Origin of the sequence: Streptomyces sp. NPDC019890, from assembly GCF_044903445.1 — a bacterium.
Taxonomy (GTDB): domain Bacteria; phylum Actinomycetota; class Actinomycetes; order Streptomycetales; family Streptomycetaceae; genus Streptomyces.
In genome coordinates this window covers 451,912-474,684 of sequence record NZ_JBJDQK010000006.1, presented here as the reverse complement: position 1 = coordinate 474,684, position 22,773 = coordinate 451,912, and the positions used below count along the sequence as shown (strand labels likewise).

The 22,773-nt window shown below is 71.6% G+C and carries 22 protein-coding genes; 14 read left to right on the top strand and 8 right to left on the bottom strand.

Translation table 11 applies throughout. The features are described 5' to 3' along the window. The first annotated feature begins 127 nt into the window (after positions 1-127). Complete coding sequence (locus ACI2LP_RS19780; RefSeq protein WP_404725821.1) at positions 128-745, top strand: TetR/AcrR family transcriptional regulator; 618 nt, start codon at positions 128-130, stop codon at positions 743-745. Positions 746-842: 97 nt separating this feature from the next. On the opposite strand, the gene ACI2LP_RS19775 is transcribed toward ACI2LP_RS19780, so the two are convergent. The 4 genes from ACI2LP_RS19775 to ACI2LP_RS19760 all read right to left on the bottom strand — a co-directional run bounded on the left by ACI2LP_RS19775 (position 843) and on the right by ACI2LP_RS19760 (position 5,966). Beyond that, positions 843-1,271, bottom strand: a complete 429-nt coding sequence (locus ACI2LP_RS19775; protein WP_404725768.1) for a hypothetical protein — start codon at positions 1,269-1,271, stop codon at positions 843-845. Positions 1,272-1,290: 19 nt separating this feature from the next. Further along, positions 1,291-3,105 (bottom strand): hypothetical protein, encoded by a 1,815-nt coding sequence (locus tag ACI2LP_RS19770; protein WP_404725767.1) that lies wholly within the window; start codon positions 3,103-3,105, stop codon positions 1,291-1,293. A gap of 302 nt (positions 3,106-3,407) precedes the next feature. Further along, complete coding sequence (locus ACI2LP_RS19765; RefSeq protein WP_404725766.1) at positions 3,408-4,373, bottom strand: DeoR/GlpR family DNA-binding transcription regulator; 966 nt, start codon at positions 4,371-4,373, stop codon at positions 3,408-3,410. Positions 4,374-4,526: 153 nt separating this feature from the next. Next, a complete protein-coding gene (locus ACI2LP_RS19760) occupies positions 4,527-5,966 on the bottom strand; it encodes an NAD(P)H-quinone dehydrogenase (protein ID WP_404725765.1) in 1,440 nt (479 codons plus the stop codon). Between the two features lie 164 nt (positions 5,967-6,130). Between ACI2LP_RS19760 and ACI2LP_RS19755 the strand changes: the two genes are divergently transcribed. From ACI2LP_RS19755 to ACI2LP_RS19740, 4 genes are all read left to right on the top strand, one after another. Beyond that, positions 6,131-6,568, top strand: a complete 438-nt coding sequence (locus tag ACI2LP_RS19755; protein WP_142214025.1) for a gamma-glutamylcyclotransferase — start codon at positions 6,131-6,133, stop codon at positions 6,566-6,568. 194 nt (positions 6,569-6,762) lie between these two features. Next, positions 6,763-7,593, top strand: coding sequence for a purine-nucleoside phosphorylase (locus ACI2LP_RS19750; protein WP_404725764.1), 831 nt, complete (start codon positions 6,763-6,765; stop codon positions 7,591-7,593). A gap of 566 nt (positions 7,594-8,159) precedes the next feature. Continuing rightward, positions 8,160-9,842, top strand: a complete 1,683-nt coding sequence (locus tag ACI2LP_RS19745; RefSeq protein ID WP_404725763.1) for a phospho-sugar mutase — start codon at positions 8,160-8,162, stop codon at positions 9,840-9,842. A gap of 110 nt (positions 9,843-9,952) precedes the next feature. Continuing rightward, complete coding sequence (locus ACI2LP_RS19740) at positions 9,953-11,161, top strand: hypothetical protein (protein ID WP_404725762.1); 1,209 nt, start codon at positions 9,953-9,955, stop codon at positions 11,159-11,161. Positions 11,162-11,251: 90 nt separating this feature from the next. Here ACI2LP_RS19740 and ACI2LP_RS19735 read toward each other — a convergent pair whose 3' ends face one another. Next, positions 11,252-11,887 carry a PH domain-containing protein gene (locus ACI2LP_RS19735; protein WP_404725761.1) on the bottom strand — a complete coding sequence of 212 codons (636 nt, stop codon included), beginning with the start codon at positions 11,885-11,887 and terminating at the stop codon, positions 11,252-11,254. A gap of 339 nt (positions 11,888-12,226) precedes the next feature. Here ACI2LP_RS19735 and deoC point away from each other — a divergent pair, with 339 nt between their 5' ends. Genes deoC through ACI2LP_RS19720 form a run of 3 tightly spaced genes read left to right on the top strand, consistent with a single transcriptional unit; the run spans position 12,227 to position 15,514 of the window. Further along, a complete protein-coding gene (gene deoC, locus ACI2LP_RS19730; protein WP_404725820.1) occupies positions 12,227-13,174 on the top strand; it encodes a deoxyribose-phosphate aldolase in 948 nt (315 codons plus the stop codon). Beyond that, a complete protein-coding gene (locus ACI2LP_RS19725; protein ID WP_404725819.1) occupies positions 13,174-14,610 on the top strand; it encodes an aldehyde dehydrogenase family protein in 1,437 nt (478 codons plus the stop codon). The genes deoC and ACI2LP_RS19725 overlap by 1 nt, the downstream gene beginning before the upstream one ends. Beyond that, on the top strand, positions 14,603-15,514 hold the full coding sequence (locus ACI2LP_RS19720) for an aldehyde dehydrogenase family protein (RefSeq protein WP_404725760.1): 912 nt from the start codon (positions 14,603-14,605) through the stop codon (positions 15,512-15,514). Before ACI2LP_RS19725 ends, ACI2LP_RS19720 begins: the two co-directional genes overlap by 8 nt. A gap of 134 nt (positions 15,515-15,648) precedes the next feature. On the opposite strand, the gene ACI2LP_RS19715 is transcribed toward ACI2LP_RS19720, so the two are convergent. Then, a complete protein-coding gene (locus ACI2LP_RS19715) occupies positions 15,649-16,038 on the bottom strand; it encodes a hypothetical protein (protein ID WP_404725759.1) in 390 nt (129 codons plus the stop codon). Positions 16,039-16,093: 55 nt separating this feature from the next. Between ACI2LP_RS19715 and ACI2LP_RS19710 the strand changes: the two genes are divergently transcribed. Next, positions 16,094-16,798 (top strand): uridine kinase, encoded by a 705-nt coding sequence (locus ACI2LP_RS19710; protein WP_404725758.1) that lies wholly within the window; start codon positions 16,094-16,096, stop codon positions 16,796-16,798. A 606-nt stretch (positions 16,799-17,404) separates the two neighbouring features. Here ACI2LP_RS19710 and ACI2LP_RS19705 read toward each other — a convergent pair. Then, the gene (locus tag ACI2LP_RS19705) at positions 17,405-18,139 is read right to left on the bottom strand and encodes a SigE family RNA polymerase sigma factor (RefSeq protein ID WP_404725757.1); all 735 of its coding nucleotides are present in this window, start codon (positions 18,137-18,139) and stop codon (positions 17,405-17,407) included. Positions 18,140-18,467: 328 nt separating this feature from the next. Between ACI2LP_RS19705 and afsQ1 the strand changes: the two genes are divergently transcribed. From afsQ1 to ACI2LP_RS19680, 5 genes are all read left to right on the top strand, one after another. Next, a complete protein-coding gene (afsQ1, locus tag ACI2LP_RS19700; RefSeq protein WP_175257369.1) occupies positions 18,468-19,145 on the top strand; it encodes a two-component system response regulator AfsQ1 in 678 nt (225 codons plus the stop codon). A 40-nt stretch (positions 19,146-19,185) separates the two neighbouring features. Beyond that, entirely contained in the window at positions 19,186-20,775 is a 1,590-nt protein-coding gene (locus ACI2LP_RS19695) for an ATP-binding protein (protein WP_404725756.1), read from the top strand. Continuing rightward, entirely contained in the window at positions 20,772-21,398 is a 627-nt protein-coding gene (locus tag ACI2LP_RS19690; protein ID WP_404725755.1) for a hypothetical protein, read from the top strand. The genes ACI2LP_RS19695 and ACI2LP_RS19690 overlap by 4 nt, the downstream gene beginning before the upstream one ends. Before the next feature lie 121 nt (positions 21,399-21,519). Then, complete coding sequence (locus tag ACI2LP_RS19685) at positions 21,520-22,098, top strand: VanZ family protein (protein ID WP_404725754.1); 579 nt, start codon at positions 21,520-21,522, stop codon at positions 22,096-22,098. Between the two features lie 94 nt (positions 22,099-22,192). Beyond that, on the top strand, positions 22,193-22,393 hold the full coding sequence (locus ACI2LP_RS19680) for a PspC domain-containing protein (RefSeq protein WP_360871546.1): 201 nt from the start codon (positions 22,193-22,195) through the stop codon (positions 22,391-22,393). A 68-nt stretch (positions 22,394-22,461) separates the two neighbouring features. On the opposite strand, the gene ACI2LP_RS19675 is transcribed toward ACI2LP_RS19680, so the two are convergent. Then, positions 22,462-22,752, bottom strand: a complete 291-nt coding sequence (locus tag ACI2LP_RS19675; RefSeq protein WP_404725753.1) for a hypothetical protein — start codon at positions 22,750-22,752, stop codon at positions 22,462-22,464. Positions 22,753-22,773: the final 21 nt, after the last annotated feature.

Below are 22,773 nucleotides of genomic sequence, written 5' to 3'. Positions count from 1 at the left end.
CGGTGGTGCCTCCAGGGGACGACAATATGCGGAGGGTTCCTCCGATTAAGATACGGAGGACTCCTCCGGTTCCGCAATGGCATCCTGGACACTGGACGTCGGGGGCGGACTCAGGGAGGACGGCGCGATGGCGACGAGTACGTCGACCGGTACGGGCACAAGTACGGGTACGGCCGCGGGCTCGGCACGGCCGATGCGCGCCGATGCGCGCCGCAACTACGAACGGCTGCTGACCGAAGCCCGTGTCGTCTTCGCCGAACACGGCACCGATGCATCGCTCGAGGAGATCGCACGCCGCTCGGGTGTGGGTATCGGCACGCTGTACCGGCACTTCCCCAACCGCCACGCGATGATGAGCGCGGTCTTCCAGGAGGCGCTGGCCTCACTGCTGCAGCGCTCCCGCGAACTGGCTTCGGCCGAGCAGCCGTGCGGGGCGCTGGTCGAGTGGCTGCGCGCCATCATCACTCATGCGGGTGAGTACCGCGGCCTGGCGCGGGCGCTCATGTCGGCTTCGCACGACGAGAGTTCGGCGCTGTCGCAGTGCAGCGTGCCGATGCGGGAGGCGGGCGAGCGGCTGCTGGTGCGGGCGCAGGAGAGCGGGGCGGTGCGGGGGGATGTGTCGATCGGGGATCTGATGCAGCTGACGAACGCGATTGCGTTGGCGGCGGAGGAGGAGCCGGGGGATCCGGAGTTGGCGGACCGGTTGCTGATGCTGACGCTGCGGGGGTTGAAGGCGGCGGAGTAGGGGGCGCGGGTGTGCCGCTGCGCGGGGCCCCGGCGTCCCGGACCCGCGCGCCTACGCCGAGTCCTCAGCCGACAGCTTGGCGCTGCCATCGTCGGCCTCAGTCGTTGTGTGGGTCCGGCCGCACCAGGTGCACAGACTGATCGCCGTGCTGGTTCATGATCACCGTGCCCTGGCCCTCGGCCCTGCCGTGCTGCTGGTAGGACGCAGCGGCGCGCGGGGGCGGAGGGAGGGCGGCGATCACGGCCTGCAGGTCCTCGGCCGTGTCCGGGTGTTCGTCCAGCAGGTCCTGGAGGCGGATGCGCCACGCGTGGCGGGCTTCCGACAGGTCACGGTCGCTGCCCGCTGTCTGCGCGATCTGCCGGAGCGCGTCGAGCCGGCGGGCCGCGGCCTCGCTCCGGTCGGGGTCCCCTCGGCCCAGCAGCCGGACGAAGTGGTCGCGGGTGGTCTGCAAGGCGTCTGTGGTGGCCGCGCTGACGAGGCCCGCGGCGCCGGCCGCGGCCAGCGCGGCCAGCCAGTCGGGAGTCATGGTGCGTCCTCCTGGTGTCTCAGCCGGAATGCCGGGCGGTCCAGTCACCCTCCGCGTGGTTGCAGTCGGTGCTGAAGGTGCCGTTCATGACCGTCCCGTCCACCGTTCCGGTGAAGCTGATCCGTACGGCGCTGTCCACGGTGCCGAAGGTGATGCGCCGACCGTCGAGAGTGCCGCTGACGGCACCGTCAAGGGCACAGCCCGTGCCGAAAACGGCGAGGTCGCCGATGATCTGACTGCCGTTCAGGTTCAGTTTCGCGGTGAACGTCCCGCTGGCGAAACTCACACTCCACTGCCCCGCCCATTCGCCGTCGATCGCGGACGCCGGGTGGCTTCCCGATTCGGGAGACGGTGGGGTCGCCGTCCAGGGCGGCGCGGACGGTGCGACGGCGAGGCCGAAGTCCCAGTACCGGGCTGAGACGGGATAGCTGCCCGGCGCCACGGATTTGGCGGTGAGGTTCAGCAGGCGGCCGCGGTCGTCGATCCGTGCGGTGAAGGGCACGGCCGGGTTGCCGGCCTCGGCCGGTGCCGAGGCATGTGTGGGAGAGGTGCCCGTCGGCTCCGGCCCGGCCTGCGAGGCCTTGTCGGTTGGAGCGGTGCCGTTCTGGGCTTGGGCCAGTGTTCCCGAGAAGGCGCAGCCCGTGCGCTTCGCGGTGGTCACCGATGCCAGCAGCTGGGCAGCCGCCGTCGGATCGGCCGCGTCGGTGAAGGCGCCGTCGGCCCGGACCAGCCGGCTGTCCGCTCCCTGCGGAGCCGCGGCGCCGGCGGGCAGGCTCACCTTCCCCTGTTTGATCGTGCCCGCCACGGTCGTGCCGCCGCCCACCGTCTGTGTGAACCACGCCGTGCGGGTCCGCGGATCTGCCGCCCCGGCCACCTGGTGGCGGCCTCGGGCGACCGTGAAGCGAAAGCTCGTAAGTCCTGTGCGGCGCGCGGCTTCCGCCAGCACGGCCGGGGCGGAACGACCGCCGACCGCGGCCCCGCACGAGGCCCGATCGCTGCTGCGGGTGACCACGAAGCTGACGGTGGTGACCGCGACCACCACGACCGACACGACGGCGATCACCACGGGCACGCTGACGCCGGCGGCTCCGCCGCCGAGGACTCCCGCGACCTTGCCCAGCAGGCCGGCTCCGGATTTGACCGCAGCCGCGGCGCCGTGCGCGGAGGCCCCGGCGGTCGACGCCGCAGGTACACCCTGCGGCGCAACCGCCGTCGGCAGTTGCGCCGGGTCGGCCAGCGGGCCCTGCGGGAGCTGGCCCGCGGCTGCCTTTTCCGCGGCGTCCGACGCGAAGTGCCGGGCGGCGGCGGTGCCGGTCACCGCCGCCCCCGTGATGGCGGTCGTGGTCACCGCGGCTGTGGCGCCGCGCCTCATCCGCGGGGGCCGTGGCGTATTGCCGAGCACCACCTGGTAGTAGATGTTGCCGTTCTGGACGGCGTTCACCGTGCCGTGGCCCGTGGCCGTGGCGACCTGCGTGGCCGCACCGTCCGACGGGAGCAGCAGCGACCGTATCGTCTCGGTGAAGTGGCGAGCCTGTTCCGCCCGCGTCGGATCACCCGCCAGCGCCGCGGCTATCTGTTCCTGCCAGCCCGGCACCGACTCGATCAGAAAGGTGTTCAGGTCCTCGCCATCGCGGCGCAGAGCCTCCGCCGCCCATGCCTGGACCCTCTCGGCCGCCGCCCCACCCTCACCGGGCAGGAGCGCGGCCACCTTCTCACACGCCACCGGCCACGCCTGTGTACCGATCGCCGCAGCCAGATGCTCGGCCGCATCAACAGCAGGATCCGGAGACTCTCCGACCGCTTCGTCCGTGCCTTCGTCCACGCCTTCGGCCATGACCGTTGCCTCCCCCGATCAGTCACGCCTCTGACACCGGGAACGTAGCAGCCGCGCAACACGGCACGCAGGGCTCCGTGCGCCAACCACACGACCGACCGCGGTGAAGGCGCGCACCAGGGGCGCGCGCCAGGCGCCAAAGGCGCCCCGTTGCGGCACCACCCGCCCACTGCGGCACCACCCGCCTACCGCGGCCCAAGCCCCCAATGGCCCCGCCATGGAGGCGGATCGCCGCTGACGGCCGCACCACGACACCCGGCGCCGGGGCCCCGCACGCGCACGCCCGCGGTCGCCCGAACGCCTCAGCGGCGACGGAGGTCCGCCACCCTGGCCGAACGTTCCGGCGGCGGAGGCGTGTCCGCAAGCGCGCCCGTCGCGGTGCGCAGTTGGGGGCCGGCGCCGCCACCGCGCGTGCGGCGTTGGCCCGGGAGCGGCACATCCCGGCGAGGCCCTCGCCCCGTCGGGACGCCGTCACCGCCGGCGGCCTCGGGACCCGCAACCGCGATCTGGACCCCTTGGTCCGCCAGCGCCTGCAGCTCCGTACCCGCCCGTTCGTCATGCGTCGGCGGCTCGTCCGTGACCAGCCGTGTGATCACATCCGTCGGCACCGTCTGGAACATCGTGTCGGTGCCGAGCTTGGTGTGGTCCGCGAGGACCACGACCTCCCCCGCCGCCTGGACCAGCGCGCGGTCCACGCTCGCGGAGAGCATGTTGGACGTGGACAGGCCACGTTCGGCCGTCAGACCACTGCCGGAGAGGAACGCGCGGGAGACCCGCAGGCCTTGCAGGGACTGCTCCGCCCCGCTGCCCACCAGCGCGTAGTTGGAGCCGCGCAGCGTCCCTCCCGTCATGACGACTTCGACCCGATTCGCATGGGCCAGCGCCTGCGCCACCAGCAGGGAGTTGGTGACAACGGTCAGCCCGGGGACGCGCGCAAGCCGGCGAGCCAGCTCCTGCGTGGTCGTCCCCGCGCCGACCACGATGGCCTCGCCCTCTTCGACGAGGCCCGCGGCGAGATCGGCGATGGCCGTCTTCTCCGCAGTCGCGGACAGGGATTTCTGCGGAAAGCCGGACTCCCGCGTAAAACCGCCCGGCAGTACCGCACCGCCGTGCCGGCGGTCGAGGAGTCCTTCTGCCTCCAGTGCCCGCACGTCCCGCCGTACGGTCACTTCGGAGGTCTGGACGACGCGGGCGAGCTCACGGAGCGACACGGCCCCGTTGGCGCGCACCATTTCGAGGATCAATTGGCGACGTTCTGCAGCGAACACGAAACTGACAGTAACCTGACCGGCCGAAGGTTTCAGCACTATGCGCCGAATAACCCAAGAAGTGCACAGCAGCGACCGCCAAGTGGTATGGGCGGCCCCGAAGTTGATCAGTCGGTGCGCGAAGTGCCCGGGTTCTTCGGGTTTACGCCTGCATCACGCCTCGCCCGCGGTCTTCCGGGTGTGCAGCTGCCGCGCCACCTCGGCGATCGACCCCGACAGAGACGGGTACACGGTGAAAGCGTTTGCGATCTGTTCCACCGTCAGATTGTTGTCGACCGCGATCGAGATGGGATGGATCAGCTCACTGGCACGCGGTGAGACGACCACGCCGCCGACCACGATTCCGGTACCCGGACGGCAGAAAATCTTGACGAAGCCGTCCCGGATGCCCTGCATCTTCGCGCGCGGGTTGCGCAGCAGCGGCAGCTTCACGGACCGGGCGTCGATCTTGCCCGCGTCCACGTCCGCCTGGCTGTAGCCGACCGTGGCGATCTCGGGGTCGGTGAAGACGTTCGACGAGACGGTCTTCAGGTTCAGCGGCTGCACCGCGTCGCCCAGGAAGTGGTACATCGCGATACGGCCCTGCATGGCCGCGACGGAGGCGAGCGCGAAGACTCCGGTGACGTCACCGGCGGCGTACACACCGGGCGCGGTCGTGCGGGAGACCTTGTCGGTCCAGATGTGGCCCGAGTCCTTGAGCCGGACCCCGGCCTCCTCCAGGCCCATCCCCGCGGAGTTCGGGATCGCGCCGACCGCCATCAGACAGTGCGAGCCGGAGATGACCCGGCCGTCGGAGAGCGTGACCTCGACACGGTCGCCCACGCGCTTGGCGGACTCGGCGCGGGAGCGGGCCATGACGTTCATGCCGCGGCGGCGGAAGACGTCCTCGAGGACGGCCGCGGCGTCCGGGTCCTCGCCGGGCAGCACGCGGTCGCGGGACGAGACGAGGGTGACCCGGGAGCCGAGCGCCTGGTACGCGCCGGCGAACTCGGCGCCGGTGACGCCGGAGCCGACCACGATGAGCTCCTCGGGGAGCTCGTCCAGGTCGTACACCTGCGTCCAGTTGAGAATGCGCTCACCGTCGGGGAGCGCATCCGGGATCTCGCGCGGGTGACCGCCGGTCGCGATCAGCACCGCGTCCGCGGTCAGCCGCTCCTCGGTGCCGTCGGCCGCCCGCACGACCACCGTGCGCGAGCCGTCCATCGCCTGCTGGCCCTCCAGCCGCCCGCGGCCGCGCAGCACCCGCGCGCCGGCCCGGGTGACGGAGGCCGTGATGTCGTGGGACTGGGCGAGCGCGAGGCGCTTCACGCGTCGGTTGACCTTGCCGAGATCGACGCCGACGACGCGCGCGGCCTGCTCGAGCGGCGGGGTGTCGTCGGCGACGATGATGCCGAGCTCTTCGTAGGAGGAGTCGAAGGTGGTCATCACCTCTGCGGTGGCGATGAGGGTCTTCGACGGTACGCAGTCGGTCAGCACCGAGGCGCCGCCGAGGCCGTCGCAGTCGACGACGGTCACCTCCGCGCCGAGCTGGGCGCCCACCAGCGCCGCCTCGTATCCGCCGGGTCCGCCGCCGATGATCACGATCCGGGTCACTGGGGTTACGCCTCGCGCTCTCGTTCGCTCTGCCGGGGGTCGGGGCGTGGCCCCGCGGGACTGCAGTACGTCCTCCATTGTCCCGCACGGTTCACGTGCCATTGCCCCGGGTCCCTCCAATGGTGAACGGCACTCACCCGCGCCCCTCCCGTACCCTCGATCCCATGTCGCTCTACGCCGCGTACGCCGGCAACCTCGACGCGCGGCTGATGTCCCGCCGCGCTCCGCACTCCCCGCTGCGCGGCACCGGCTGGCTGAACGGCTGGCGGCTGACGTTCGGCGGCGAGCAGATGGGCTGGGAGGGGGCGCTGGCCACGATCGTGGAGGCGCCGCGCTCGCAGGTCTTCGTGGCCCTGTACGACATCGCGCCGATGGACGAGGACTCGATGGACCGCTGGGAGGGTGTCGGCCTGGACATCTACCGGCGGATGCGGGTCCGCGTGGACACGCTGGACGGCGAGGAGCCGGCCTGGGTGTATGTGCTGAACGGGTACGAGGGCGGGCTGCCGTCGGCGCGGTATCTGGGGGAGCTGGCGGACGCGGCGGATTCGGCGGGGGCGCCGCACGACTATGTGATGGAGCTGCGCAAGCGGCCGTGCTAGGCGTGCGCCCTGTGTTCTGACCTGCGTCCCGGCCGCGTTCTGTTCTGTGTTCTGTTCTGAGTTCCGAGCAGTGCTCCGAGCAGTGTTCTGTCGTGTGTTCGTCGGTCCTTTGTCGGAAACAACAAGACAACGATCCGAAGACCGTGAGCTGCGTCATCTACGCGCGTAGGGATTCACCGGTTACCCTCGTCCGCGTGAACGCATCTGTGAATCCGGACCTCAACGGCGTTACCGCCGACCCCCACGCCGCGGCCGACGCCGCCGCCGCGCGCCTGCGTGAGCTGACCGGCGCCGAGACGCACGACGTAGCCCTGGTGATGGGCTCCGGCTGGGCGCCGGCCGTCGACGCGCTCGGTGCGCCCGAGGCCGAGTTCCCGGTCACCGAACTGCCCGGCTTTCCGCCGCCGGCGGTCGAGGGCCACGGCGGCACGATCCGCTCGTACCGGATCGGCGCGAAGCGGGCGCTGGTCTTTCTGGGCCGTACGCACTACTACGAGGGACGGGGCGTCGCGGCCGTCGCGCACGGGGTGCGCACCGCGGTCGCAGCGGGCTGCAAGACGGTCGTCCTGACGAACGGCTGCGGCGGTCTGCGCGAGGGCATGCGTCCCGGGCAGCCGGTGCTGATCAGCGACCACATCAACCTGACGGCGACGTCGCCGATCGTCGGGGCGAACTTCGTGGACCTGACGGACCTGTACTCGCCGCGGCTGCGTGCGCTGTGCAAGGAGATCGACGCGTCGCTGGAGGAGGGCGTGTACGTCCAGTTCCCCGGCCCGCACTACGAGACGCCGGCGGAGATCAACATGGTCCGCGTGCTGGGCGGCGACCTGGTGGGCATGTCCACGGTCCTGGAGGCGATCGCGGCCCGTGAGGCGGGCGCGGAGGTGCTGGGCATCTCGCTGGTGACGAACCTGGCGGCGGGGCTGACGGGTGAGCCGCTGAACCACGAGGAAGTGCTGCAGGCGGGCCGGGATTCGGCGGCCCGGATGGGCGCGCTGCTGACGCGGGTCCTGGACCGGATCTGACGGTTCGCCCCGCGGGGTGCGGGGCGCTGCGGCGCGCGCGGGACCGCGGAAGGGCGGTTCCGAGGGCGCCGGCCGCCCGGTGCGGGTGGTGCTGGCGCCGAAGGTTCGCCCGCGAAGCCACCCACCGGGCAGCAACCACCAACGCCCCCTGGCCCACGCCCACCACGACCGCGGTGCGGGCGCCGTCGGGCTCGACTCCTCGGGGTCGGCGGCGTACGGGGGTGCGTATTGATCACTCGGTGATTGCCGCCGATCCCCTGCGGGGACGACCCTGCACCGCCCCTCCCCACGGTGGGGTGACGCGCGGCGCGGCCCGACGCTGCCGAACGGCGGGGCGCAGCACCGCCCACGCACCTCTTCCCTCACGGATTTCAGGCGCCGCGAAGCGGGCGCTTCGGGGTCGCGGGGCGTCAGCCCCCACGAACCTCCGCCGAGGGTCCGGGGCCAGCCCCGGTTCGGGATGGGGGTACCTCCCACGGCCGCCAGGCCGTACGGGGAGGGCGGGGTGGGGGAACAAGCCCCGCGCCCGAGTCACCGCACCCCGCACGCATGCTGACGCCCCGACAATGGCAGGGCGACGACGACCACACACGAGAGGCGGACCAACCGTGCAGCAGGACCTCATCGCGCGGGCCAGCGCGTGGCTGGCGGAGGACCCGGACAGTGAGACCCGGGACGAGCTCGGGAAGCTCATCGACGCGCACGATCTCGACAAGCTCGCCGCGCGGTTCAGCGGGACGCTGCAGTTCGGGACGGCCGGGCTGCGCGGAGAGCTCGGGGCCGGGCCCATGCGGATGAACCGGGCCGTCGTCATCCGGGCCGCTGCCGGGCTCGCCGCGTACCTCAAGGCGAAGGGCCAGACCGACGGCCTCGTCGTCATCGGGTACGACGCCCGCTACAAGTCCGCCGACTTCGCGCGCGACACCGCCGCGGTCATGGTCGGCGCCGGGCTCCGCGCCGCCGTGCTGCCCCGCCCGCTGCCCACCCCCGTACTCGCCTTCGCCATAAGGGAACTGGGCGCCGTCGCCGGCGTCGAGGTCACCGCCAGCCACAACCCGCCGCGCGACAACGGCTACAAGGTCTACCTCGGCGACGGCTCCCAGATCGTGCCGCCCGCCGACTCCGAGATCGCCGCCGAGATCGAGGCGATCCGCAGCCTGAACGACGTTCCCCGCGCCGAGTCGGGCTGGGACACCCTCGGCGACGAGGTCCTGGACGCCTATCTGGCCCGTACGGACGCCGTGCTGACTGCCGGTTCCCCCCGCACCGCCCGTGTCGTCTACACGGCCATGCACGGCGTCGGCAAGGACGTGCTGACCGCCGCCTTCGCCCGGGCCGGCTTCCCCGCCCCCGCGCTCGTACAGGAGCAGGCCGAGCCCGACCCGGCGTTCCCGACCGTCGCGTTCCCCAACCCGGAAGAACCGGGCGCCATGGATCTCGCCTTCGCGAAGGCCCGCGAGGTCCAGCCGGACATCGTGATCGCGAACGACCCGGACGCCGACCGGTGCGCGGTCGCGGTCCCGGACAACGGCGACTGGCGCATGCTCCGGGGGGACGAGGTCGGCGCGCTGCTCGCCGCCCACCTCGTGCACAAGGGCGCACGGGGCACCTTCGCCGAGTCCATCGTGTCCTCGTCCCTGCTCGGGCGGATCGCCGACGCGGCGGGTCTGCCGTACGAGGAGACGCTGACCGGCTTCAAGTGGATCGCCCGCGTGGAGGACCTGCGGTACGGCTACGAGGAGGCGCTCGGCTACTGCGTCGACCCCGAGGGCGTACGCGACAAGGACGGCATCACCGCCGCCCTGCTCGTCGCCGAGCTCACCTCGGAGCTGAAGGAACAGGACCGCACCCTCACGGATCTGCTCGACGACCTCGCCGTCGCGCACGGCCTGCACGCCACGGACCAGTTGTCGGTGCGCGTCGAGGACCTGAGCATCATCGCGGACGCCATGCGCACGCTGCGCGAGCAGCCGCCGACCGTGCTGGCCGGGCTGCGCGTGGTCTCCGCCGAGGACCTGAACCGGGGAACGGACAAGCTCCCGCCCACGGACGGCCTGCGGTACCACCTCGACGACGAGTTCAAGGCCCGCGTCATCGTCCGCCCGAGCGGCACCGAGCCCAAGCTCAAGTGCTACCTGGAGGTCGTGGTGCCGGTCGCGGACGCGAGCGAGCTCGGGACCGCGCGGGAGCGAGCCACGGAGATCCTGGACGGCATCAAGCGGGATCTGGCGTCCGCGGCGGGGATCTGACCGCCCGTACGGGTGAATCTCGTACGGAGTTGAGCAGCGGCACCCGCTCCTTGTGACCGTCCGGGCAATGGTGACCCGGTAGCGCATGCCGAGTCACAGGAGCAGCCGCCGTGTCCCCCACCGCGACCGTTCGAGCCGCTGTCCCCGCCTCCCGTCGGCCTCCGGCCACGGGAGGCGGCGGCCCGGCGGGCGCAGCGGACCGTCTCCGGCGGGCGCTGCGGCGGGCCGCGCCCGCGCTGCTCGGCTATCTCGCGGTACGGCTCTGCGGGCTGCTGGCCCTCGCCAGATGGGCGCATGTCCAGGGACACGGCGTCTGGCCGACGCTGGCCACGTCCTGGGACTCGGGCTGGTACCTGGGCATCGCCGACCACGGCTATGCCGACGCCCTCGGCACCCGCCCCAACGACAACAACCTCGCCTTCTTCCCGCTCTATCCGCTGCTGGTGAAGGCCGTCGCCGCTCTCACGCCCGGCTCGCGCGCGAGTGTCGGGCTGCTGCTCGCGGTCGGTTTCTCGTTCGTCGCCGCGTGGGGCGTCTTCGCGGTGGGCGACCGGCTGTACGGGCGGCGGGTGGGCATCCTGCTCACCGTGCTCTGGGGCGTGCTGCCCGTCGCGCTGGTCCAGTGGATGGGCTACACCGAGTCGATGTTCACCGCGCTCGCGGCGTGGTCGCTGTACGCGGCGCTCACCGGGCGCTGGCTGTGGGCGGGTTCGCTCGCGGCGCTGGCCGGGCTGACCAGGCCGACGGGCATCGCGCTCGCGGCGGCGGTGTCGGTGGCCGCGCTGTCGGCCTGCCGCGGACGCCGCCCCGGCGGCCGGCGGGCGGCTCTCGTGGGGGCGATGATCGCGCCCACGGGGTGGCTGGCGTACGTCGCCTGGGTGGGCCTGCGCGTGGGGCGCGTGGACGGCTACTTCGCCGTACAGAAGCTGTGGCGGAACGAGTGGGACGGCGGGGCGTCCACGCTGCGCTATCTGCGGCAGTACCTGGTCTATATGACCAAGCCGCAGCTGTTCCTGGTGATCGTCTCGGTCGTGCTGATCGTGTCGGTCGGGCTGTATCTGCTGTGTGTCGCCGAGCGCCAGCCGCTCGCGCTGCTGGTCTTCACCGGCGTGCTGCTGCTCGTCGTGCTGGGCAGCGGCGGCGTCTACTTCCCGCGCGCCCGCTTTCTGATGCCGGGCTTCCCACTGCTGATGCCGCTCGCCCGGTCGCTGGCGAGAGCGCGCCGTACGGCGGTCCTGGCGGGTGTACTCGCCACGGCGACGCTGTCGTCGGCCTGGCTGGGGGCGTACATGCTGCTGGTCTGGAAGGGCCCGCCGTGATCTGCCCTGATCACCGGGGGGCGGAGTCTGTGCATGCGCGCCGCGCCCCGAGGGACCGAACCGCCGCTCCGACCGACCGTCGGCCGACCGTCAGCCGATCGCCAGCAGCACCGCGAGCAGCACCGCCCCCGCCACCGCCGGCGCCACGACCTCGTACGCCCAGCGGATCTGCGGCTCACCCTGCGCGCCCGGCCGCGCCGCGTTGTGCTCCTTCAGCTCCCGCAGGTCCACGATCGCCTGGTCCGTCGGCGCCACCCGGGCCTTGGAATCGGTGACATCCGCCGACACCGACGTGCGCCCGTGCGGGTCGTCGTGCGCCCGCCGCATCTGCTGGCGCGAGGCCCGCTTGCGCTGCCGCAGCGAGACCGGGATCGCCCACAGCTGGTACTTCGTACCGTCCTGCGTGAAGATCTCGCTGGAGTACCCGGCCCGCACATCCGCGACGGCGGCCCAGGGCAGCGTGATCGTCCGGAACGGATTCCGGATGCGCAGCCGGTCGTCGCCGGCGAAGACCGCGGGACGCAGCGTGAAGGCGATCACGAGCGGGACGGCCAGCAGCGCAGCAGCGAGGGCCACCCACGGCGTCCGCCCCTCGCCCCGGACGATCGCGTCCCCGGTGAGCCAGGCGACGAGCGCGAGCAGCAGGACGCCGCCCACCATTCCGAGGGGCGAGCGGAAGACCCGGTCGGCGTAGGTGGGCTCGGCGGGCGGCTGGGGGGTCGTCATGCCTCCGATTCTGCCGTACGTCCGGCGGGGGGCCGCCGACGAGGTCCTGTCCGGTCGATCAGGCCGGATCAGTGAGCGGGGTCTGGTGCGTGCAGACGCCGGCGGAGGATGGGGGTCCCCCCGCCGAAGGCCGGGGAAGAGCCCACGCGGTGGGGCACCTCCCGTGCCCGAAGGGCTACCGGGAAGTGCGTGCCAGGGCGGGCGAGCCCGTCAGGATCGGCCGGACAGGGCCTCATGCCGCCCGCGACCGGCAGGTCTCGATCCGGGGCACAATGGACGGGCTCCTGCCCCACCCCCTGTACAGGCCGCTACGCGCGTAGATATGCTCATCTGGTGACCATGCCCACCATCCCCACCGCATTCGCTGACGTGACCGCGTCCGACAGCACACTGCGGCGCTACCTCCATGGCCTGTCCGGCGTCGACGCCGTCGGTCTGGAGGCCCGCGCCGCAGGGCTCGGTACGCGCTCGATCAAGACCACGGCCAAGGCGTACGCCATTGATCTGGCCATCTCGATGATCGACCTGACGACGCTCGAAGGCGCGGACACCCCGGGCAAGGTCCGGGCGCTCGCCGCCAAGGCCGTCCATCCCGACCCGACCGACCGCAGCACCCCGTCGACCGCCGCGGTCTGCGTGTACCCCGACATGGCCGCCGTCGCCGTCGAGGCCCTCAAGGGCTCCGGCGTCAAGGTCGCCTCCGTCGCCACCGCCTTCCCGGCCGGCCGTGCCGCCCTCGACGTGAAGCTCGCGGACACCCGCGACGCCGTCGCCGCCGGGGCCGACGAGATCGACATGGTGATCGACCGCGGGGCCTTCCTCGCCGGGCACTACCTGAAGGTCTACGAGGAGATCCGCGCCGTGAAGGAGGCCGCGGGCCACGCCCGGCTGAAGGTCATCTTCGAGACCGGCGAGCTCTCGACGTACGACAACATCCGCCGCGCCTCCTGGCTCGGCATGATCGCGGGCGCGGACTTCATCAAGACCTCGACCGGCAAGGTCGCGGTCAACGCCACCCCCGCGAACACCCTGCTCATGCTGGAGGCCGTACGCGACTTCCGGGAGCAGACTGGAGTGCAGGTGGGCGTGAAGCCCGCGGGCGGCATCCGCACCAGCAAGGACGCGATCAAGTTCCTCGTCCTGGTCAACGAGACCGTCGGCGAGGACTGGCTGGACAACCACTGGTTCCGCTTCGGCGCGTCGAGTCTGCTGAACGACCTGCTGATGCAGCGTCAGAAGCTGGCGACCGGCCGCTACTCCGGCCCCGACTACGTGACGGTGGACTGATCACCATGGCTTTTGAGTACGCACCCGCTCCCGAATCGCGGTCGATCGTCGACATCGCACCGTCGTACGGCCTCTTCATCGACGGCGAGTTCACCGACTCCGCCGACGGCAAGGTCTTCAAGACCGTCTCGCCGTCCACCGAGGAGGTCCTGGCCGAGGTCGCCCAGGCGGGCACCGAGGACGTGGACCGAGCCGTGAAGGCGGCCCGCAAGGCGTTCGAGAAGTGGTCGGCGCTGCCCGGCTCGGAGCGCTCCAAGTACCTCTTCCGCATCGCGCGGATCATCCAGGAGCGCTCGCGCGAGCTCGCCGTCCTGGAGACCCTCGACAACGGCAAGCCGATCAAGGAGACCCGCGACGCGGATCTGCCGCTCGTCGCCGCGCACTTCTTCTACTACGCGGGCTGGGCCGACAAGCTCGACCACGCGGGATACGGTCCGAACCCGCGGCCGCTCGGCGTGGCCGGCCAGGTCATCCCCTGGAACTTCCCGCTGCTGATGCTCGCGTGGAAGATCGCCCCGGCGCTCGCCACCGGCAACACCGTGGTGCTGAAGCCCGCCGAGACCACGCCGCTGAGTGCGCTGTTCTTCGCGGACGTCTGCCGCCAGGCGGGCCTGCCGAAGGGCGTCGTCAACATCCTTCCCGGATACGGCGAGACGGGCGCCGCGCTCGTCGAGCACCCGGATGTCAACAAGGTCGCCTTCACCGGCTCGACCGCGGTCGGCAAGGCCATCGCCCGCCAGATCGCGGGCACGGACAAGAAGGTCACCCTGGAGCTGGGCGGCAAGGGCGCCAACATCGTCTTCGACGACGCTCCCATCGACCAGGCCGTCGAGGGCATCGTCGGCGGCATCTTCTTCAACCAGGGCCAGGTCTGCTGCGCGGGCTCCCGCCTCCTCGTCCAGGAGTCCATCCAGGACGAGCTGCTGGACTCGCTGAAGCGCCGGCTGTCCACGCTCCGCCTCGGCGACCCGCTGGACAAGAACACCGACATCGGCGCGATCAACTCCGCCGAGCAGCTGGCCCGAATCACGTCGCTGACCGAGACGGGCGAGGCGGAGGGCGCCGAGCGCTGGTCCGCCCCGTGCGAGCTGCCGAGCTCCGGCTACTGGTTCGCCCCGACGCTCTTCACGAATGTCACCCAGGCGCACACCATCGCGCGCGACGAGATCTTCGGCCCGGTGCTGTCCGTGCTGACGTTCCGTACGCCGGACGAGGCCGTCGCCAAGGCCAACAACAGCCAGTACGGCCTCTCGGCGGGCATCTGGACGGAGAAGGGCTCCCGCATCCTCGCCGTCGCGAGCAAGCTCCGGGCCGGCGTCGTCTGGGCCAACACGTTCAACAAGTTCGACCCGACCTCGCCCTTCGGCGGCTACAAGGAGTCGGGCTTCGGCCGCGAGGGCGGCCGTCACGGTCTGGAGGCCTACCTCGATGTCTGACGGACGACTGAGCGTCTTCAAGACCTACAAGCTGTACGTCGGGGGCAAGTTCCCCCGCTCCGAGAGCGGCCGGGTGTACGAGGTGACGGCGAAAACATCGGCCACTGGCGCGGCGGGCAAGGGCAAGTGGCTGGCCAACGCCCCGCTCTCGTCCCGCAAGGACGCGCGTGACGCCGTCGTCGCGGCCCGCAAGGCCTTCGGCGGCTGGTCGGGCGCGACCGCGTACAACCGGGGCCAGATCCTCTACCGCATCGCGGAGATGCTGGAGGGCCGGCGCGAGCAGTTCGTGCGCGAGGTCGCCGACGCCGAGGGTCTGTCGAAGTCCAAGGCCGCCGCGGTCGTGGAGGCCGCGATCGACCGCTGGGTCTGGTACGCGGGCTGGACGGACAAGATCGGCCAGATCGTGGGCGGGGCGAACCCGGTCGCGGGCCCGTTCTTCAACCTGTCGACCCCCGAGCCGACGGGCGTGGTGACCGTGCTGGCACCCCAGGAGTCGTCCTTCCTGGGCCTGGTGTCGGTGCTCGCCCCGGTGATCGCGACCGGTAACACGGCGATTGTGGTCGCGAGCGAGAAGGCCCCGCTGCCCGCGCTCTCCCTGGGCGAGGTGTTGGCCACGTCCGACCTGCCCGGCGGTGTGGTCAACGTCCTGTCGGGCCGGACTGCCGAGATCGCGACCCCGCTGGCCTCGCACCAGGACGTCAACGCCATCGACCTCACCGGTGCCGATGACGTACTGGCGAAGGAACTGGAGATCGCGGCGGCGGACAATCTCAAGCGCGTGCTTCGTCCACAGGCTGTGGATTTCTCGGCCGATCCCGGCACGCACCGCCTGACGGCCTTCCTGGAGACGAAGACGGTCTGGCATCCGACGGGCTCGCTCGGCGCGTCCGGTTCGGCGTACTGACCGCCCTGCGTACCGGCGGTTCCGCGTACCGTCGGTTTCGCGTACTCACCGGGCAGCGGCCCGGCCCATGACCGAGCCCCCTGCCGTCCCGTCCGGCGGCAGGGGGCTCTTTCGCGTCCGGACTCGGACCGGCCTCAGAAGGGCAGCAGCCGCGACGCGCCGCCCACGACCGGCAGGTCCTTGGCCGCGGCACCGTCCGCGAGGGGGCCGGTGACCGCCGCAGTGGAGACCGGCTTGAAGTCGGCGACCTGTGTGCCGACCGAGTTGTCGAGCGGGTCGACGCCGGTGTTGGCCAGGGGGTTGAGCCGGAGGCTCGTGAGCTGCCCGGCACCGGCCAGCGAGTTCGTGACCACGCCCGTCGCCCCCTGGGCCTGCCCTTCGAGCGTGTCGAGGCCCACGGGTGCGGTCGTGGGCGCGGCGTGGGCGGCACCGCCCGCGCCGAGGGCCGCGGCCACCGTCGCGACGGTCAGGCCCGCTCGCAGCAGGGCGAGCCGCGCGGGCTGGGGAGCTTTGTGACGTGCCATGGGGATTCCCGCCTGAAGGAGTAATCGGTCGAGCACGCAGCGTATTTGAGGTGTGATGCTCAATACCAACCCCAGCCCCGGCGGGTCCCCTTCACGAGTCAATGCCTCACACTGGTGTCCCGTGAGCTCTTCCCCCATTCCCATCCGTGTTGTTCTGCTTTCGGGTCCCTCCGGTTCCGGAAAGTCGTCCCTCGCCGAGCGCTCGGGTCTGCCGGTGCTGCGCCTGGACGACTTCTACAAGGAGGGCGACGACCCGACGCTGCCGCTGGTGGTGGGCAGTTCGGACATCGACTGGGACTCGCCGGGGTCGTGGGACGCGGACGCGGCGGTGGCGGCGATCGAGGAGCTGTGCCGTACGGGACGTACGACCGTCCCGGTGTACGACATCGCCACGAGCTCGCGCGTCGACCGGGAGGCGTTCGGGATCGGCCGCACGCCGCTGTTCGTGGCGGAGGGGATCTTCGCGGCGGACATCGTGGGCCGCTGCGAAGAACTCGGCGTACTGGCGGACGCGCTGTGCCTGCGCGGCCGCCCGTCGACGACGTTCCGCCGCCGGCTGGCGCGGGACCTGCGCGAGGGCCGCAAGTCGGTGGGCTTCCTGCTCCGCCGCGGCTGGCGCCTGATGCGCGCGGAACGGGGCATCGTGGCCCGCCAGACGGAACTTGGTGCGCATCCGTGCGGCAAGGAGGAGGCGCTGGGCCGCCTCGCCTCGGCGGCAGCGGGCCACAGCCGTACGCCTGCGGCGCGCACCCCGGCCTGACGGCCGGGGTCTTTCCTCATCCGCCCGCCCTTGAGATGTGGGGGTACGGGGTACCCCCACCCCCCGGCGGCTGTGGCAGCTTCGCGCCGCGACAAGCCCGGAGCGGATGCCCACAACGGCGCCCTCGGCAAGCGCCGATGGCGGCAGCATCCGCCGCGAGCACGGCGGCAGCGCCGCTGCGGCCGGGTCCCCCCGGAGCCGGCGGGCGTGCGCGAACGGCCGGGATTCGGTTCGCCGCACGGCTGTGAGAGCCGCTGGCTCTCCCCCCGCCCGCACAGGAACGCGGGGTTACCCCCACGCCCCGGCGAGGGCGGCAGCTTCCCACCGCGACAGGCCCGGAGCGGATGCCCGCAACCGCGCCCTCGGCGCGGCTTCACACGCCGCGCCGCGCGAGATCCGCGGCACGCAGCGACAAGCGGCGTCGCCGCGGGTCGTGCGGCCTCAGGACAAAAGAAAGCGCGGGGCCGGACAAGACCCCCCGGCCTGTCCGGTCCCGCGTTGTTTCCCCCGTGGTCCCCGTTGGTCCCCCGTGACCCCCGTGGCCCCCCGACGCCGCCGTCTCCCCCGAAACAGCGGCCCCCGTTCCCCCGTTCCCCCCAGGTGCCCTCAGGCCACCAGCTCGCCGAAGGACTCTTCCTCGTCACGGCCGAAGCTGAGGACCTCGTCCTCACGCAGCCGGCGGAGCGACCGCCAGATGCTCGACTTCACCGTGCCGACACTGATGTCCAGGATCTCCGCGATCTCCGGGTCGGTCCGGCCCTCGTAGTAGCGAAGGACCAGCATCGTCCGCTGGAGTTCGGGCAGCCTGGCCAGCGCCTGCCAGAGCACCGCGCGCAGCTCCGTACCCCGCATCGCGTCGGTGTCGCTCGCCGTCTCCGGCAGCTCCTCCGTCGGGTACTCGTTGAGCTTGCGCCGGCGCCAGGCGCTGATGTGCAGGTTGGTCATCGTGCGGCGCAGATAGCCCCCGACGGCCGCCTTGTCACTGATCCTGTCCCAGGCCCGGTACGTCGAGAAGAGGGCGCTCTGCAGCAGATCCTCCGCCTCGAACCGGTCCCCGGTCAGGTGGTACGCGGTCGCGTACAGGGAGGCGCGGCGCTCCTGCACGTAGGCGGTGAACTCCGCCTCCGACAGGTTTGTCCGCTCCCCAGTTGCCTCCCCGTATGCGGCTCCGCTTCCCCCGACAGTCGCGTCAACCACCGTCATGTACGACGGCTTGTGCTGACGCCCGGCGCCGCGAACGCACCCCCGCCCGTTCACGGCGCCGGACTTCTCCGTGCTCCTCACGACGTCGTGGAGACGCGTGACAACTGCGCTTGAGTTGGTGCTGTGCAGTGCGTTCATCTCGCGCCCCCCGTCGAGTGGAGTCTGTTTCCGTCCGTGTGCCAAAAGACTGCCCGGGCAGTTTCATCGCGGTGTCCGTCGACTGTCACAGGCCTGTCACAGGGCCCACCGGGGTCTCGCAGAGGGCAGAGCAGAGGCCGAGCGGAAACCGTCGCGGAGGCCGAGCGAGGGCCGCTCGGAGGCCACTCGGAAGCCGCTCGGAAGCCGTCCAGTACCCCTTTTCCCACCGCCCCAGAAAGCGCTCGTTACGCCTCTCACAAGCGGAGGAGTCGTGTGGGAGCGACCCAACGGTCGAACTCCGGCGGCCCCATGGGCCAGAATGACCTCCGTGCCTTTCCTGTTGCTGATCGAGGACGACGACGCCATCCGCACGGCCCTCGAACTCTCCCTGTCACGCCAGGGCCACCGTGTGGCCACCGCGGCGACGGGCGAGGACGGCCTGAAACTGCTGCGCGAGCAGCGGCCGGACCTGATCGTGCTGGATGTGATGCTGCCCGGGATCGACGGTTTCGAGGTGTGTCGGCGCATCAGGCGCACCGACCAGCTGCCGATCATTCTGCTGACCGCACGCAGCGACGACATCGATGTGGTCGTCGGTCTTGAGTCGGGCGCCGACGACTATGTCGTCAAGCCCGTGCAGGGCCGTGTGCTGGACGCCCGGATCCGCGCCGTGCTGCGGCGCGGTGAGCGCGAGTCCACCGACTCCGCGACCTTCGGCTCGCTGGTGATCGACCGCTCCGCGATGACGGTCACCAAGAACGGCGAGGACCTGCAGCTCACGCCGACCGAGCTGCGGCTGCTCCTCGAACTGAGCCGCAGGCCCGGTCAGGCCCTGTCGCGGCAGCAGCTGCTGCGTCTGGTGTGGGAGCACGACTACCTCGGCGACTCACGACTGGTGGACGCCTGCGTACAGCGGCTGCGGGCGAAGGTCGAGGACGTTCCGTCGTCGCCGACCCTGATCCGTACGGTGCGCGGCGTGGGCTATCGGCTGGACGTCCCGCAGTGAGACAGGTGCACGCCCTGACCCCCAGAAACGGAACCCCTAGGTGAGCAGTGCCGCAAAGCGCGCGATACTCGCCGGACTTCGGTGGACCAGCCTGCGCCTCCGTCTTGTCGTCGTCTTCGCCCTCGTCGCGCTGACCGCCGCCGTGTCCGCGTCGGGCATCGCGTACTGGCTCAACCGGGAAGCGGTGCTCACCCGTACACAGGACGCCACGCTCCGGGACTTCCGCCAGGAGATGCAGAACCGGGCCGCCGCGCTGCCGCCGCGGCCGACGCAGAACGAACTGCAGAAGACCGCCGAGCAGATGGCCGACGCCGGCTCCGGCTACAGCGTGCTGCTCATCGGCGAGCGCGCCGAGGGCAAGCCGATCGTCGGTGCGTCCAACCCGGACAACTTCACGCTCAAGGACGTGCCGGCGAAGCTGCAGGAGGCGGTGAACGAGCGGCAGGGCGTGGGCGCGGGCAACTCCGTCCCGTACCACCTCTACTGGCAGCGCACCCAGCGCCGCGGCAAGCCCTACCTGGTCGGCGGCACCCGGATCGTCGGCGGCGGGCCGACCGGCTACGTCTTCAAGTCGCTGGACCAGGAGCGGCAGGACCTCAACTCGCTGGCCTGGTCGCTGGCGATCGCCACGGCGCTGGCGCTGGTCGGCTCCGCGCTGCTCGCACAGGCCGCGGCCACCACCGTGCTCAGGCCGGTGCACCGGCTCGGCGAGGCGGCCCGGCGGCTCGGCGAGGGCAAGCTCGACACCCGGCTGCGGGTCTCGGGCACGGACGAACTGGCCGAGCTCGCACGGACGTTCAACAAGACCGCGGAGTCGCTGGAGAAGAAGGTCGCGGACATGAGCGCGCGGGAGGAGTCCAGCCGCCGCTTCGTCGCCGACATGTCGCACGAGCTGCGCACCCCGCTGACCGCGCTCACCGCCGTCACCGAGGTGCTGGAGGAGGAGGCCGACAGCCTCGACCCGATGATCGCGCCCGCCGTGAACCTGGTGGTGAGCGAGACCCGGCGGCTCGGTGATCTCGTCGAGAACCTGATGGAGGTCACCCGCTTCGACGCGGGCACGGCCAGGCTCGTCCTGGACACGGTCGACGTCGCCGACCAGGTCACCGCCTGCATCGACGCGCGCGCCTGGCTGGACGCGGTGGAGCTGGATGCCGAGCGCGGAATCATGGCGCGGCTCGATCCGCGCCGGCTCGATGTGATCCTGGCCAATCTGATCGGCAACGCACTCAAGCACGGCGGTTCGCCGGTACGGGTGTCGGTGCGGCCGGTCGACCATGAGCTGCTGATCGAGGTACGGGACCACGGGCCCGGCATCCCCGAGGACGTGCTGCCGCATGTCTTCGACCGCTTCTACAAGGCGAGCGCCTCGCGGCCGCGCTCCGAGGGCAGCGGTCTTGGGCTCTCGATCGCGATGGAGAACGCCCATATCCACGGCGGCGACATCACCGCGGCCAACTCGGCGGACGGCGACGGCGCGGTGTTCGTGCTGACGCTGCCGCGCGACGCGTCGTCCCTGAATGGCGACGAGTCGTCGCTGAACGACTACGACGGGCACGGCGACGCGGACGCCGGCGCCGGCGCTGCTGAGGACCGCGGGGACGACCGGGGAGAGGAAGGCGCGCAGTGACGCCGAAGGGCCGTATTCGGCGGGCGGCGGCCGCACTCGCCGTACTCATGACCACCACCGCGCTCGGCGGCTGCGGGATCAGGACCACACAGGTGCCGGTCGACGCCGGTCCCGCGCCCTCGCGCGTGCCGTGCGAGGTGACCTCGCAGGACCTCACTCCCGAGGCACAGCCGAAGGGCGTCCCGGTCCGCGTCTATCTGGTCTGCGCGTCCCAGCTGGAGTCCGTGGACCGTACGGCCAGGGTCTCGGAGAAGGCCGTCGACAGCCGCACACGGCTGGCCCAGGCGCTCATCGACGAGCTGGCGAGGGAGCCGTCGTCGCCCGAGCACGAGGCGGGCTTCGCCACCTACGTACGAGGTCCGCTGGTGCTGAGCGGGCCACGCACGGGCGATCCCGCGGGCACGCTGCGGCTGAGTCGCCAGCCGGAGGATCTGCCGCCGGCGGCGCTCGCCCAGATCGTGTGCACCTTCGCCGAGAGCCGGGCGGCGGCGACGGACGGTTCGGTGGTGCTGGGCGGGCCCGGGGAGTACGCGCCGCGCGGGTACCGGTGCTCGGCCGAGACCAAGGAGCGCCCCGAGGAGCCGGTGCCGACACTCGGCGCGCTCCCTTCGCCTTCTTCGTAGGACCGCTCGCCTTCTGATTCTTCCTGGGACCGCTCGCCTTCTGAGGCTCCCGGCGGGGCCACTCGGCTTCCTCTTCGCACCGCGCGGAACCGATTCGCGCGAAGCGTGCGTCTTGGGGGGCGTGCAGCGTCAAGGTCAGGGCGGCAGTGCCGCCATCCGCTTCCGCGCGGCGGGGGTCATCCTCCTCCTCGCGCATCTGCTGCTCGTCGCATGGCTGACGCTGCGCCCACTGGACGTCGTGTGGGTGACGGCGACGAATCTCCAGCCGCTCGCCGGAATCAAGGCGGACCTGGTGATGGGGCCGGTGGAGGCCGCGCGCAGGATCGGCGAAGGACTGCTGCTGCTGGCCCCTCTCGGCATACTGCTGCCGATGGCGGGCGGTCGGCTCTTCGTCTCCCCGCTGGCATCGCTGGCCCGTACGGTCACGGCCGGAGCCCTGCTGTCGCTCGCCATTGAACTGCTGCAGACGGCGGTGCCGGGCCGGGTACTGGATGTGGACTCGCTGCTGCTGAACACGGCCGGGGTGACGCTGGCCCATCTGCTGGTCGTGCCCGCGGGACGGGCCCGGCTCCGCCGCAGGCGGCGGACGGCGACGGGACCGGCCGCGAGATCGGCCCGGCAGCAGCGCGGTGCCCTGCTGCGGGACGAGGCGTCTCAGGGGGCGACCCCGACGATTCCCAGGGTCGGGATCGCCCCGTAGAGCGACGCTTTGACCCCCCTTGCGGAGCCACCATGGAGTCATCGGGAGCACGACGGAGCTGCTCCCACGAACGGTTCTTGCTAAGGAGCCCACCATGGCCGCACTTGCCCGCCCCCGTGACGGACGCATGATCGGTGGAGTGTGCGCGGCGCTGGCACGGCGCTTCGGCACCTCCGCGAACACGATGCGCGTGATCTTCCTGGTTTCGTGCCTGCTGCCCGGACCGCAGTTCCTGCTCTACCTGGCGCTCTGGGTGCTGCTGCCCTCGGAGAAGACCGCGAGCACGGCCTGGTAGAAGCCACCCGTACGACAAGTGGGGCGCACACCCGGACAGCGTGTGCGCCCCACTGCTGTCACGTCGGGTCAGCCGAGGCCGTGCAGACCGTCGCCGACCGGCAGGATGCCGACGTCACCGATCGGGAGGCCGTCGGCCGGGAGTCCGCCGAGCAGGCTGGCGACCGGGGCCGCCGGCTGCCCGGTGGGCAGCGCGTGCGTCAGCGCGTCCTGGACCGGCAGGACGCCGGCGACGCTGTCGAGCGAGGGCGCGGGGGCGGGCAGGACGGCCGGCGCGGCGGAGGCGGTGCCCGCGGCGGCAGCGGCGAAGGCGGCACCGAGAGCGGCGACACCGAGGGACTTGGCAGCAGACTGCTTCATCAGGGATGAGTCCTTGGGACG